We start from the raw sequence: 12,823 nt of genomic DNA, 5'->3' as shown, positions 1-12,823 counted from the left end.
CGGGTAGCCTCATGATTTCGATTCCGACGTCCCGCGTCGTCTCCAGGGGTGAGAGTGCGGAACAGGTGGGTGGCGCGAACCAGGATGCGATCCTGGCGCGGGCGGCATCGCTGCGCGGCCTCTTGGCGGACCGGGCGGCCGGGCATGATCGGGATGCGGGCTTTCCGTTCGACGATATCGCCGATTTCATTGCTTCCGGCCTGATGGCGCTGCCCAGCTGGGGGGAAGCGGGCGGGTTGGGCGGATCGCTGGCGACGGCGCAGGCGGTGATCGGCAGCTTGGCGCAGGGGGACCCCTCCACCGCGCTGGTGATCGTCAATCATTACATGGTTCATGCGACGATTGCGGCGCGGGCGGGGTGGCCGGAGGCGCTGGCGGCCCGGCTTGAGGACGAGAATGTCCGGCGGCCGGGGCTGATCAATGCCGCGCTGGCGGAGCCCGATCTGGGCTCGGCCTCCTATGGTGGCCTGCCCGAGACGGTGGCCACCGCCATGCCGGACGGATGGCGGATCACGGGGCGCAAGGCCTATGTGACGGGCATCCCGGCACTGGCATGGTTGCTGGTGCGGGCCCGGACCGACGAGCCCGCGCCGCGCGTCGGGCTGTTCCTGGTGCCGGCGCGGGCGGACGGGGTGATCGTGCATCGGAACTGGGACCATGTGGGCATGCGGGCGACGCATAGTCACGAGGTCGAATTCCGTGATGTTGCCGTCCCTGCCGGAGATGTCACGGATCTGGTCGAAAGCGACGCGAGGCATCCGGTGCTCGGCGGCATGATGCGGTGGAATACCGGCCTGCTGGGGGCGCTGTATGACGGGATCGTGCGCGCCGGCCTGGACTGGACGGTGGGCTTTCTGCGCGGGCGCGTGCCGTCGAATCTGGGCCAGCCGCTGGCGACGCTGCCCTCGGTCCAGGATGCGGTTGGCAGGGTGGTGCTGGCGCTGGACGAGAACCGGATGCTTCTCGACCTGTATGCGGGAGACGTCGCCGCCGGCAGGGCCGAGGCGGCCGATCGTGGCGCGGCCGTCATCAAGGCACGGGTGATCGACGGGGCGGCGGATCTGACGCTGCATCTGCTGTCGCTGGCGGGGAATGCGGGGCTGAACGCGCGCAATCCGCTGGAGCGATGTCATCGGGACGCGTTGTGCGGGCGGATTCACGCGCCGCATGGAGAACTGGTTCGCCGCAAGGCCGGGCAGAGGGTCCTGGCTTCCTGATTTCCCGACTTACGGGACAGAATACGGATAATAAGCATGAGCATTCCCCTAGTTGTCGGTGACGGCGGCGTGGTTCCGCCGCCGGCTGCCCGGCCTGCGGCGCATGTGATCCGCGACGATGAAGAGGCGATCGCGATTGCGCGGGATGTCGCGGCGCGGATCGCGGAAGGGGCCGTGGAGCGTGACCGCCGGGATTTGTTTCCTTCTGCCGAACTGGACCTTTATTCCGCTTCGGGCCTGTGGGGGGTTACCGTGCCGCGCGCCTATGGCGGCGCCGATGTGTCCTATGTGACGGTGGGGCACGTGATCCGGCTGATCTCGGCGGCGGATTCGTCGATCGGCCAGTTGACGCAGAATCATCTGGCCACGGTGGCGGTTATTCGGTCCACCGGGACTGAAGAACAGAAGGCGGATCTGTTCGCTGAAATTCTGGCCGGAAGGCGTTTTGGCAATGCTTTTTCCGAAACCGGCACGCGCACCGTAAGCGATCTGAAGACCCGTTTCGTGCGGGATGGGCGCGATGTGGTCGTCAATGGCGTCAAGCATTATGCCAGCGGCGCGCTTGCGGCCGATCTGGTGCAGATCGTGGCATTGGACGAGGAGGAGCGGAGCTGGCTGGCCATTGCCGATCGTGCGGCGCCGGGGTTGACCGTCATCAACGACTGGGCGTCGTTCGGTCAGCGCGGTACCGGAAGCGGCAAGGTCCTGATCGAGAATGTGCGGGTTCCGGAACGGCGGGTCGTTGCGGCCTGGAAGGCCTATCTTCCTGAAAACCCGACGACGGACAGCGCGATTTCGCAATTCATCCAGTCGGCGATCGATGCCGGGCTGGCGGAAGCCGCGATTGCGGAGACCGAGAATTTTGTCCGCACGCGGACCCGTGCCTGGGTGGACAGTGCCGCCGAGCGGGCGCGTGATGACCCTTACACGATTCATGCGCTCGGGGGGCTGCATGTCCGGCTGAGTGCGGCCCGGGCACTGCTGGACGTGGCAGGCCGGGCGATCGACGTGGCGCTGGATGAGCCCACCCCGGATTCGGTGGCTGCCGCGCAGATCGCGGTCGCGGAATCCAAGATCCTGACGACCGAGATCGCCATCGAGAGTACGAACCGGCTGTTCGAACTGGGGGGTACGGCATCGACCGACCGTTCGCTGGCGCTGGACCGGCTCTGGCGCAATGCGCGGGCCCACACGCTGCATGACCCGGTGCGGTGGAAATACGCGATCGTCGGCGACTACTACTTCAATGGCCGCAGGCCGCCGCTGCATCCTTGGAGCTGAGGCGCGTCATGTCCCATCCATCGGATGACCGTTCGGTCGACGATATCGTCGAGCCGCCGCCCGAAGCGGGTGTGCGCTGGGGGCGGCGGGCCGTCGTGCTGGGTGCGCTGGCCGCCGTGGCGGGCGGCACGGTGCTGGCGGCCCGGCATTCCGGCGCGCGCCCGCTGCCGCGCACGGCGGACGGGCTGCGCATCGTGCGGCTGTCGCTGCCGGTGAATGCGCCCTGCGTCGCGCCGCTGATCCTGGCCGAACAGATCGGGCTGTATCGCGACCGTGGGCTGAAGGTCGAATTCACGAACTGGACCGATACCCCGACCCTGCTGGAGGCGGTGGCGACCGGAAAGGTCGATCTGGGTGCCGGCATGATCATGCAGTTCATCAAGCCGCTGGAACAGGGGTTCAACCTGAAGCTGGTTGCGGGAACGCATGGCGGCTGCATGCGCATGGTCGGCTCGCGCCGCGCCGGGGTGACGGATGATATCGCCAGCGTGCGCGGCAAGACCATCGGCATCGCGGATGCGACCGGCTTTGCCTACAATACGTTCGCCCTGCTGCTGAAGAGCAATGGCGTGGACCCTTTGCGGGATGTGACGTGGCGTGTCTATCCGGCGCCGCTGCTGGAAGCCGCGTTGCTGAAAAATGATATCCAGGCCTACGCCGATTCCGATCCGCTGATGTATCTCGCGCAGCGCCGGTCGGGCGGGGATCTGGTGGAGATCCTGTCCAACCTGTCCGCGCCCTGGCAGGGGCGGGTATGCTGCGTGGTAGCGGCGAGCAATATGCTGTTGCGGCGCGACCGGCCGGCCGTGCTGGCGCTGGCCGATGCCATGGTGCAGGCGTCGGAAATCTGCGCCGCCGATCCGATGCAGGTGGCGCGCGCCTTTGCGCAATATGGTGCGGTCAAGGCGCCGGTCGAGGATATTGCCGCCGTCCTGCGGATGCAGACGCACCATATGCATCCGCTGGGTCATGATCTTGCGGCCGAGGTGGCGTTCTACGCGGCGCAGCTCAAGACCATCGGTGTGATGAGCCCCGATCTCGACCCGCAGCGTTTCGCGCGCGGCATTGTCGATGACGTGACAAAAGGGGAGGCGGCGCATGTCTGACCTGACCGGGCAGGCGGTCGGCAGTGCTGCCCTGCCGGTTTTCGTACGGCCTGTCTTCCGCCCGCGGTGGCCGGGCCTTGTCAGCGGGCTGGCGTGGGTTGTGGCCGGGCTGGCGATGGGTGGTCACTGGAGGCGCGACCCGGCCTTCATTGCGCCTCGGCGGGACATCCTGATTGCCCTTGGGCATGGCGAGGAATTCGCGCGGTGAGCATTGCTTCGCGCGGTGCCCGATGGGCGGACCGATGTCGGCTGTCCTTCAGGGAAGAAGAATAGAGACCAGGACAAAGATGTTACAAATAGGACAGATCATGCCTTATCAGGACAGGACCCGTTACGGTACCATGAGACATGCGGTGACGACATCGCTGGCGACGCTGCTGCTGGGCTCGGTGTCGTTTGAAAGCCTTGACGCGGCCCGTGCCCAGTCGGCGGATGCGACCCGGACGAATGTTCAGACGAACGGCCATCATCGTGGGACGAATGCGACACCGGCGAAGGCCGTGACACAGAAGCCTGTGGCCAAGGCTTCGTCGGGCAAGGCCGGGCCGGCTGTGAAGGCCGCGAATGCCGTGAACGCTGCGGATGACGACATGGGCGGCATGTATATGGGGGGCGCCAGCGCGTCGGACGCGGAGAAGGTGGACGTGACGGCTGCCCGTCTGGCCCCGATCCGGCGGGCAGGCGCACAGCTTCTCTCGATCCCCGGTGGGACCAACATCATCGATTCCGCGATGGTGCTCAAACAGCGCAACGCGACTTCCGCCGATCTGCTGAGCTATCAGCCGGGTGTGTACGCGCAGGCCCCGGCCGGCTCGGACGATCTCCGCCTGTCCATCCGCGGGTCTGGCCTCCAGGTTGGAGCGAACGCGACGCGTGCCGGCGTCATCGTGCTGTTCGACGACTTGCCGGCGACCACGCCCATCGGCTCGTTCAACGAACTCATGGAGCCGCTGGGCATCCAGTATACGGAGGTCCTGCGTGGTGGTAACGGGCTCGACAGCGGCTCGCTCCAGCTCGGCGGCCTGATCAACTTCCATAGTTTCACTGGCTACGACGCGAAGACCTATCAGGCACGCGTCGAAGCGGGCAGCTTCGGCTATGTGAAGGAGCAGCTTTCCTCCGGCAAGGTCATCGGCAAATCGGATTACTATATCAGTGTCACGAACTCATATCGTGCCGGCTACCAGGACCAGACGAAGGCGACTTCGTTCGGCATCAATTTCAACTACGGCTACCGCTTTAATGATTCGGTCGATACGCGCTTCTTCTTCCGCTACCGCCAGACCTATGAGGGCAATCCCTATTATCTGACGCGCGCGCAGGTCAGGGAGAATCCGAAACAGGCCCAATATCCCTATAGCACCTGGGGAACCTATACGATCGAGCCTGGAACAAAGTATTTCGGCAATCGGACGACTGTCCGCATCGACGATGCCTCCCGCGTCGTCATCGGGGCGACCTATATCGACGCGCCAATGGATCACCAGCTCGGCAATACCGCGTCAATCTACAACAACTTTTATCTGAGCGGCGTCATAAACTATAATCGAAACGACACGATACTTGGTCATAAATCCGAGACGACCGCCGGTGTTTACGCGACAGGTGACCTGCCGGGAAGCAACTTCATGAACCTGGTTCGCCGGCAGGCCGCCTATCCCACCGTGCCGGTGGGCACGCTCCTCACCAAGCAGAAGCTGGGTGGCAGCAGCACGGTATTCCATGTCAGCAATAATACCGAAATCTTCAGGAACTTCTGGCTGACGGCCGGTGGCGGACTGAGCTACGATCCACGTTCCGGGTCGGTGGTCTATCCGGTTCAGAATCATTTCAGCACGGCGCCGCTGAATTTTGCGCCGCGTGGCGGATTCCGTTACCAGCTTACGCCGGATATCCGTATCTATGGCAATGTGAGCCGCAGCGTTCAGTCCGCGCAGGACTGGCAGTTCCTTTCGGGCACGCATTACACCTCCGGTCTCGCGCAGGGGCAGACCGAAGGCTGGCAGAAGCTGGAGCCGCAGACCGCGACGACCTTCGAGGTCGGCTCGGACGGGACATACAGGGGCCAGCACTGGAGTGTCTCCTACTACCATTCGGCCGTGCATAACGAGCTTCTCTCGGCGGTCACGGCGGTCTCGCAGCTCTATAACAGTGCGGTCTTCACCAACGCCTCGCGCACGACTCATCAGGGTGTCGAAGCTGGAATAAATGGCACGTTGTTCAAATGGAACGGGAACGCCATTACCTACATGCAATCCTACACATGGTCGGATTTCCATTACAATCATGATCCGGTCTTCGGTCATAATCGTCTTCCCGGTGTGCCGGAGCATTATTATCAGGGTGAACTGCACGCGGACTTCAAGAACGGTTTCTATACCACGTTCGATGTCGAGGCAGCGTCTTCAATCGTCGCATCCTACGACAATGGAGCGAGAACGGCGCCGTATCATATCTATAGCTATACACTCGGTTATCTCTGGCCGCAGAAGAGCCGTCGCGTTTATCTTCAGTTCTATAACCTTGCCAACAAGCATTACGCGATGGGTGTGGTTCCCGTTTACACGTCGACGAAGGGGGATGCAGCTGCCGAGTTGGTCGGAGACGGTTTCGGCGTCTTTGCCGGTGTTGATGTCAGTTTCAACTGAACCCGGTTCGAGAGGCGGCCCCGGAAAATGGCACAGGCTGACAAGCTGTCCCCGACCTGATTAAGGACAGAAATTAGCCGAACCGCGTGGAATCCATGTCACTCGGCGGCGGTGCGCACCGACGTGGCCGCCCCCTGGGCGGCGACGTTGGCGAGGATCAGGGCCGAGGCTGGGTTCATGCTGTCGATCATGGAAGTGGGGATCAGGATCGTGGCCCCGCGCTCCTTGGTCGTTTCGTAGATGATGTTCATGGCCCGCAATTGAAGGGCGGCCGGGTGGCCGGCATAGGCCTCGGCGGCATCCACGAAGCGGCTCGCCACCTCGGCCTCTGCCGAGCCCAGGATGATCCGGGCCTGTTTTTCACGCTCGGCCTGGGCCTGGCGCGACATCGCGTCCTGCAATGCCACGGGAATGGCGACGTCGCGGATTTCGACTGACATCACGTCGATGCCCCAGGCTGCGGTCTTGGCGCCGATTTCCGCGCGCAACTGCTCATTGGAAGAGCGGCGGTCGGAGAGCAGCGCGGCCAGCATGGACGCGCCGATCATTTCGCGCAGCGAGGTCTGGGCGACCCGGTCGATGGCCTCGCGGTAGTTCGTGATCCGCAAGGCGGCGGCCTCGGCGTCGCGGACGTGCCAGAAGATCACGGCATCGACATTCACCGGCACCGTGTCGCGGGTCAGCGCCTGTTCGGCATTGAACGCGGTGGTCTGAATCCTCTCGTCGATCACCGCCACGATCCGGTCGATGACGGGGATGATCATGAACAGGCCCGGTCCGCGCACGCCTTGCAGGCGGCCCATCCGCAGCACCACGAATTTCTGCCAGACATTGGCCATCCGCAGCGACAGGAACGTCAATGCCGACAGGACGACGAATGGAAGGGCGATGATCGGGTGATAGAGGCCCTGTTCGCGCGCGAGCAGGGCGCCGGCCAGCAGCAGCGCCGCCGACAGGACAAGCGTGATGGCATTCATGATCCATCCCCCCGGGACATATATCCTCGGCCAGGCCGCCAGACGGCCGGCACGTGACGTTGGCATGTGCCCCTGCAGGTTCAAGGGGCTCCGGTTGAGGAGATTCTGGCCGGCCCGGTCTTCTCAGTGGCAGCCGCCGCCGTCGCCGCATTTGGTGCAGGCGCCGCAGCCGGAAGGGGGCTTGTCGCCCTGCAGGGCCCGTTGCGCGGCCCGGTCGCGCAGCGCGCGCGGGGCGTGGACCGCGCGCAGCATGTCCGCGCTGCCGCGCCAGAACATGCCCTGGCTGGCGGGCACCAGCCGGCGCACCCAGTAGAGCGCGGAGGCCGTGACGATGGTGACGATCACGATGGTTTCGATCATGGACTGCCCCCCCAACCCAGAAGAAGCGATGCGTGCCAGACGATGAAGGCGGCGCCGTAGGCCATGGCGAACAGATAGCCTGCCGTTATGCCTACCATACGCCAGGACCCGGTTTCACGCCGGATTACGGCGAGGGTTGAAAAACATTGTGGCGCGAAGATATACCATGTCAGCAGCGACAGGGCCGTGCCCAGGCTCCAATGTGCCGACAGCAGCGGCTGGAGCTGGCGGGCGGCGTCGCCATCCGTGGCGCCCAGGGAATAGACGGTGGCCAGGGCGCTGACCGCGACCTCGCGCGCTGCCAGGCCCGGGATCAGGCTGACGCAGATCTGCCAGTTGAAGCCGATCGGCGCCATGACATGGAGCATCCAGTGGCCGATCCGGCCGGCCAGGCTCCATTCGATCGCGGGGCCGACGGCGCCGGCCGGCGGGGCGGGAAAGCTGGCGAGCGCCCAGAGCAGGACGCTGACCGTGACGATGATCGACCCTACCCGTGAGAGGAAGATCACCGCGCGCTGCTTCAGCCCGAGGGCGAGGTCGCGCGGGTTGGGCAGCCGGTAGGCCGGCAGTTCCAGCAGCAGGGGATGTTCCTCCTGCCGGTCGCGGTTCTTCAGCACCCGGGCCACGACCAGCGCGCTGAGGATGCCGGCCAGGTAGAGCGCGAACAGCACCAGCCCGTGCAGGTTGAACAGGCCGCCGATCCGCCGTTCGGGCACGAAGGCCGCGATCAGCAGCGTATAGACCGGCAGCCGGGCGGAGCAGGTCATCAGCGGGGCGATCAGGATCGTGATCATCCGGTCGCGGGGGTTCTGGATCGTGCGCGTGGCCATGATGCCGGGCACCGCGCAGGCGAAGCTGGAGAGCAGGGGGATGAACGACCGGCCGCTGAGCCCTGCCGTGGCCATGATGCGGTCCAGCAGGAAGGCGGCGCGGGGCAGGTAGCCGGATTCCTCGAGTGCCAGGATCCACAGGAAGAGGATGAGGATCTGCGGCAGGAACACCACCACGCTGCCCGCGCCGGCGATGACGCCGTCGACGATAAGGCTGCGCAGCGGGCCGTCGGGCAGCACGGTGCCGACGGCCTGGCCGAGGGCTGCGGTGCCGGCATCCAGCAGGTCCATCACCGGCTGGGCCCAGGAGAAGACGGCCTGGAACATGACGAACATCAGGGCGAACAGGATCACCATGCCCCAGACGGGGTGCAGGAACCAGCGGTCCAGCCGCTCTTCCAGCGCCATGCCCAGCCGTGACGGGCGGGCGACGCAGTCGGCCAGCATGCGGCGGGCCTCGGCATGGAAATCGCTGCCCGGGGGCAGGGCGGGCGGCGGAGGCGGGGGGGGCAGGTCGAGCGCGCGCAGGACCTCCTGCCCGCCATTGCGGCGGATGCCGACGGCGGTGACCACGGGGGCGCCGAATTCGGCGGCCAGGCGCGGCACGTCGATGGCGATGCCCTGCCGCCTTGCCGCGTCGATCATGTTCAGCACGAGGATCATCGGCCGGCCCATCTGCCGGACCTCGAGCGCGAAGCGCAGGTGCAGGCGCAGATTGGTGGCGTCCAGCACGCAGACCAGCAGTTCCGGCGCGGGTTCGCCGCGATAGGTGCCGGCGCAGACGTCGCGCGTCACGGCCTCGTCGGGGCTGGTGGCGACCAGGCTGTAGGCGCCCGGCAGGTCGAGCAGGCGCACCGCCAGCCCGCCCGGGGTGGTCAGCCGTCCGACCTTGCGTTCGACCGTGACGCCGGCATAGTTCGCCACCTTCTGCCGGCTGCCGGTCAGGAGGTTGAACAGGGCCGTCTTGCCGCAGTTCGGATTGCCGACCAGGGCGGCGTTGAGGACGCTCATGTCAGAGGAGGCTCATGTCGGGGGCCCGGGGGATCAGGCCGCGTCGCGCAGCAGCACGCGCGACGCTTCCGCACGGCGGAGGGCGAAGCGGGTAAAGCCGATGCCGACCGCGATCGGGTCGGCGCCGATCGGCCCCACGGCCACGATCCGGATCGGCTCGCCCGGCACGAAACCCAGGGCGCGCAGCCGTTCGGCGACCGGGTCGCCGGCCGTGTGGTCTTCCACATGGTCGATGATGGCGCTGCCCCCCAGTTTCAGTTCGTTCAGTCGCATCCCGGGTCCGTTTCGGCACGTGAGGTTCAGTTGAGAATAATACTTAATATTTAAGTGTGCCGATGTCCATTGTGCCGGGCGCATTCCACCCGCTCGGGGCGGGATGGGGGACCATGCGGGGATCGTAAGATCTGAAAAGCAGCCGGGCGGGGGAGACGGGCCTTACGGCCGCCGCCAGCAGGGCTTCTGAAACAGCGTGTCGCCTCGCAGAGGCTGGTCGGAAATGTGGGCTGGTGAGCGAGAGTGCCGCGCAGCGGCACGGCCGTCGTGTGTTTCCGAGCATCGCAGCGGAGCGGCCTTGATGGCCGTGAGCAGCGAAGCGCAGGAAACGCGCGCCGGATCGCCACCAGCGCGCATTGCCGGCCAGCCTCTCAGCCGGGGGGACGCAGGTGGAGCGTGATCCGCATGGCTTCCGCCGACAGGCGGGCGCCGCTGGCGGTGGCGGCTGTCAGGTCGATATCCACCTGGTGGTTGTTTTCCATCAGTTTGCTGCCCAGGCCTCGCCCCATCGTCGCTTCGGCCTGCACGGCCCAGTAGGTGCCGTCGAAATCCTGCAGGCGGGCGAGGTTGCGCACGGTGCCGTGGCCCTTGATGTAGGAATATCCGAGGCTGCCCAGCCCACCGCCGGAAATTGTGAAGTCGTAGGACCGGCCGCCATAGACCAGTTGGCCGGTGCCCCAGGTGTAGCCGGCGCCGACTCCGATCTCCTTCATCATGAAGGTGACCTGTCCGGTCGTCATGGCTGCCGGGTCGGGCGTCGCGCAAACCGCCGTGTGCAGGCCCAGGGCGTAGAGAGTCAGTCCGGCGGACAGGAATTTCTTCACGCTGCATCCTCCTCGACAGGGTGCGTGCCGGTGGCGGCTCCTCACTCAAGACTGATCTCACGGATTTTACAATGTGCGTGATGCCCGATCGGATTCGCGCGATGCGGCAGGGACGGAAAACCCGGCGGGGGCAGCGGGTTGTGCGTCTGGTCACATTGCCTCGGCCACATCATATAGCATGTTGCATATTCCTCTCGTCCGGTCCTAGGCTGGGCCATAGGCGGTCCGTAATCCCGTTTCCGGCGGAGGGCGTTCCAATCGATGTCTGATCGTTTCCCTGGTGTGGATGCATCCATCGGCGTGAAGGGTGGTGGCGGCAGGATGCGCGCGGCATCGCCCTCGCGCCCCGACGATATCAGCGCTTCGATACGGGTTCCGCCGGGGGCGGTCGGCTGGCGGCGGCTGCTGGCGTTTCTGGGGCCGGGCTACATGGTGTCGGTCGGCTATATGGACCCGGGCAACTGGGCGACCGACCTGGCCGGTGGTTCGGCGTTCGGCTACACGCTGCTCTCGGTCATCATGCTGTCCAACCTGATGGCGATCCTGCTGCAGGCCCTGTCGGCGCGGCTGGGCATTGCCACCGGGCGCGACCTGGCACAGGCCTGCCGCGACCGTTTCGCGCCATCGGTGGCCGTGATGCTGTGGGTGGCGTGCGAGGCGGCGATCATCGCCTGCGACCTGGCCGAGGTCATCGGCACCGCGATCGCGCTGCAATTGCTGTTCGGCATTCCGCTTCTGCTGGGCGCGGTGGTGACCGCGCTGGATGCCACCGTGGTGCTGATGCTGATGAACCGGGGGTTTCGTGCGCTGGAAGCCTTCGTGATCGGGCTGCTGAGCGTGATTGCGGTGTGTTTCGCGATCCAGATCGTGGCTGCGGCCCCGCCCGTGGCGGCGGTGCTGCGGGGGCTGGTGCCCCGGCCGGAGATCCTGACCGACCCGGGGATGCTGTACGTTGCCATCGGCATCATCGGGGCGACGGTGATGCCGCATAATCTGTACCTGCATTCCTCGATCGTGCAGAGCCGGGCCTATGAGCGGTCGGAGGCCGGGCGGCGCGATGCGATCCGCTGGGCGACCTGGGACAGTACGCTGGCGCTGATGATGGCGTTCTTCGTCAATGCCGCGATCCTGATCGTTGCCGCCGTCGCCTTTCATGAGAGCGGGCATCGCGACGTGGCCGATATCGGGCAGGCCTGGCGCCTGATCTCGCCCCTGCTGGGGCTGGGGGCTGCCGCCACGCTGTTCGCCGTGGCGTTGCTGGCAGCGGGGATGAATTCGACCGTGACCGGGACCCTGGCGGGGCAGATCGTGATGGAAGGGTTCCTGGACCTGCGCCTGCCGCCCTGGGCGCGGCGGCTGGTCACGCGGGGGATCGCCATCGTTCCGGTGGTGGTGGTGACGGCCCTGTACGGTAATGCGGGCGTCGACCGGCTGCTGGTGTTCAGCCAGGTGGTGCTGTCGCTGCAATTGCCGTTTGCCGTCGTTCCGCTGGTCTGGTTCGTGTCCGACCGGCGGATGATGGGGCCCTTTGCCATCTCCCGCCCGGTTGCCGTCCTGTCCTGGGGGGTGGCGCTGATTATTCTGGGGCTGAACGGCAAGCTGCTGTGGGATGTGCTGACCGGCTGACGGCCGGCAGGGGGAACAGGCCGGCGCCCCCCTGCGGCGGCGGGGAGGCGAGCAGGTCCGGCGCCCTGCCGCGCGCCAGCGCCCATAACAGGCGCAACGGACCGCCATGAGCGATGATTCCGGCCGGCTGCCCCTCGTGCAGCAGGTCGGCCCAGAAGGACAGGGCGCGCCGGCGCAGGGCCGCGCCGCTCTCGCCGCCGGGGGGGGCGAACCCTTCCGGGTCTGCCGCCCAGCGATCCAGCGCCGCGCGGTCGATATCCGCCCACGGCTGGCCCTCCCACGTGCCGAAATCCAGTTCTGCCAGGCGTGGGTCGATCCGCAACGGCAGGCCGGTCGTGGTGGCCAGCCGCCCGGCGACCATCTGGCAGCGGGCGGCCGGCGCGCTGTGGATCACGCGGAGTGCCGCGCCGCGCGCCAGCACCGCCAGCCCGTCGGCATGGCGTTCCCAGCCGGGGCGTAAGGCGACGTCCAGCCGGCCGTAACAGGTGCCTGGCGCAATCGCCACGGGCGGGTGGCGGGCCAGGAGCAGCCAGTGGGTATCGGTCGGAGCGGCGGGGGGAGCGGTCATGACCCGATCAATCGGGATCGGGCGCAGGCGATCAAGGGAAAAGAAACAATTGCGCGGGACGAGGGAGTTTCGCCGCCATTTCATGTCGTGGTGCCTGGGACG

12 protein-coding genes are annotated in these 12,823 nt (G+C 66.2%); 6 read left to right on the top strand and 6 right to left on the bottom strand.

Features of this window, described 5'->3' with window-relative positions; all coding sequences use genetic code 11:
- Nucleotides 1-11 precede the first annotated feature (11 nt).
- The 5 genes from HLH35_RS15665 to HLH35_RS15645 all read left to right on the top strand — a co-directional run bounded on the left by HLH35_RS15665 (nucleotide 12) and on the right by HLH35_RS15645 (nucleotide 6,252).
- Nucleotides 12-1,217 (top strand): acyl-CoA dehydrogenase family protein, encoded by a 1,206-nt coding sequence (locus tag HLH35_RS15665; protein WP_182980035.1) that lies wholly within the window; start codon nucleotides 12-14, stop codon nucleotides 1,215-1,217.
- Between the two features lie 36 nt (nucleotides 1,218-1,253).
- Entirely contained in the window at nucleotides 1,254-2,498 is a 1,245-nt protein-coding gene (locus HLH35_RS15660; protein ID WP_182980034.1) for an SfnB family sulfur acquisition oxidoreductase, read from the top strand.
- Between the two features lie 8 nt (nucleotides 2,499-2,506).
- Complete coding sequence (locus HLH35_RS15655) at nucleotides 2,507-3,604, top strand: ABC transporter substrate-binding protein (protein WP_182980033.1); 1,098 nt, start codon at nucleotides 2,507-2,509, stop codon at nucleotides 3,602-3,604.
- Nucleotides 3,597-3,812 carry a hypothetical protein gene (locus HLH35_RS19780; protein WP_220790718.1) on the top strand — a complete coding sequence of 72 codons (216 nt, stop codon included), beginning with the start codon at nucleotides 3,597-3,599 and terminating at the stop codon, nucleotides 3,810-3,812. The genes HLH35_RS15655 and HLH35_RS19780 overlap by 8 nt, the downstream gene beginning before the upstream one ends.
- Nucleotides 3,813-3,912: 100 nt before the next feature.
- A complete protein-coding gene (locus HLH35_RS15645) occupies nucleotides 3,913-6,252 on the top strand; it encodes a TonB-dependent receptor family protein (protein WP_182980032.1) in 2,340 nt (779 codons plus the stop codon).
- 98 nt (nucleotides 6,253-6,350) lie between these two features.
- On the opposite strand, the gene HLH35_RS15640 is transcribed toward HLH35_RS15645, so the two are convergent.
- From HLH35_RS15640 to HLH35_RS15620, 5 genes are all read right to left on the bottom strand, one after another.
- Entirely contained in the window at nucleotides 6,351-7,229 is an 879-nt protein-coding gene (locus HLH35_RS15640; protein ID WP_182980031.1) for a slipin family protein, read from the bottom strand.
- A gap of 123 nt (nucleotides 7,230-7,352) precedes the next feature.
- Nucleotides 7,353-7,589 carry a DUF6587 family protein gene (locus tag HLH35_RS15635; protein WP_182980030.1) on the bottom strand — a complete coding sequence of 79 codons (237 nt, stop codon included), beginning with the start codon at nucleotides 7,587-7,589 and terminating at the stop codon, nucleotides 7,353-7,355.
- Nucleotides 7,586-9,430 (bottom strand): ferrous iron transport protein B, encoded by a 1,845-nt coding sequence (gene feoB / locus HLH35_RS15630; RefSeq protein WP_182980029.1) that lies wholly within the window; start codon nucleotides 9,428-9,430, stop codon nucleotides 7,586-7,588. Before feoB ends, HLH35_RS15635 begins: the two co-directional genes overlap by 4 nt.
- A gap of 33 nt (nucleotides 9,431-9,463) precedes the next feature.
- Nucleotides 9,464-9,703, bottom strand: a complete 240-nt coding sequence (locus HLH35_RS15625) for a FeoA family protein (RefSeq protein WP_182967937.1) — start codon at nucleotides 9,701-9,703, stop codon at nucleotides 9,464-9,466.
- Nucleotides 9,704-10,074: 371 nt separating this feature from the next.
- Entirely contained in the window at nucleotides 10,075-10,527 is a 453-nt protein-coding gene (locus tag HLH35_RS15620; protein ID WP_182980028.1) for a hypothetical protein, read from the bottom strand.
- A gap of 321 nt (nucleotides 10,528-10,848) precedes the next feature.
- Between HLH35_RS15620 and HLH35_RS15615 the strand changes: the two genes are divergently transcribed.
- Complete coding sequence (locus tag HLH35_RS15615; protein WP_246385155.1) at nucleotides 10,849-12,153, top strand: Nramp family divalent metal transporter; 1,305 nt, start codon at nucleotides 10,849-10,851, stop codon at nucleotides 12,151-12,153.
- Here HLH35_RS15615 and HLH35_RS15610 read toward each other — a convergent pair.
- Nucleotides 12,104-12,721 carry a histidine phosphatase family protein gene (locus tag HLH35_RS15610; RefSeq protein ID WP_182980026.1) on the bottom strand — a complete coding sequence of 206 codons (618 nt, stop codon included), beginning with the start codon at nucleotides 12,719-12,721 and terminating at the stop codon, nucleotides 12,104-12,106. The two genes, HLH35_RS15615 and HLH35_RS15610, sit on opposite strands and share 50 nt — an antisense overlap.
- Between the last annotated feature and the right edge of the window lie 102 nt (nucleotides 12,722-12,823).

The organism is Gluconacetobacter asukensis, from assembly GCF_014174375.1.
GTDB classification, from domain to species: Bacteria; Pseudomonadota; Alphaproteobacteria; order Acetobacterales; family Acetobacteraceae; genus Gluconacetobacter; species Gluconacetobacter asukensis.
Note: the sequence above shows the minus strand (reverse complement) of the source record. Positions and strands in the feature narration are given on the sequence as shown.

Coding starts and splice junctions, on each gene's coding strand:
- HLH35_RS15665 (WP_182980035.1), top strand. CDS start 12: ATGATTTCGATTCCGACGTCCCGCGTCGTCTCCAGGGGTGAGAGTGCG.
- HLH35_RS15660 (WP_182980034.1), top strand. CDS start 1,254: ATGAGCATTCCCCTAGTTGTCGGTGACGGCGGCGTGGTTCCGCCGCCG.
- HLH35_RS15655 (WP_182980033.1), top strand. CDS start 2,507: ATGTCCCATCCATCGGATGACCGTTCGGTCGACGATATCGTCGAGCCG.
- HLH35_RS19780 (WP_220790718.1), top strand. CDS start 3,597: ATGTCTGACCTGACCGGGCAGGCGGTCGGCAGTGCTGCCCTGCCGGTT.
- HLH35_RS15645 (WP_182980032.1), top strand. CDS start 3,913: ATGCCTTATCAGGACAGGACCCGTTACGGTACCATGAGACATGCGGTG.
- HLH35_RS15640 (WP_182980031.1), bottom strand. CDS start 7,229: ATGAATGCCATCACGCTTGTCCTGTCGGCGGCGCTGCTGCTGGCCGGC.
- HLH35_RS15635 (WP_182980030.1), bottom strand. CDS start 7,589: ATGATCGAAACCATCGTGATCGTCACCATCGTCACGGCCTCCGCGCTC.
- feoB (WP_182980029.1), bottom strand. CDS start 9,430: ATGAGCGTCCTCAACGCCGCCCTGGTCGGCAATCCGAACTGCGGCAAG.
- HLH35_RS15625 (WP_182967937.1), bottom strand. CDS start 9,703: ATGCGACTGAACGAACTGAAACTGGGGGGCAGCGCCATCATCGACCAT.
- HLH35_RS15615 (WP_246385155.1), top strand. CDS start 10,849: ATGCGCGCGGCATCGCCCTCGCGCCCCGACGATATCAGCGCTTCGATA.
- HLH35_RS15610 (WP_182980026.1), bottom strand. CDS start 12,721: ATGACCGCTCCCCCCGCCGCTCCGACCGATACCCACTGGCTGCTCCTG.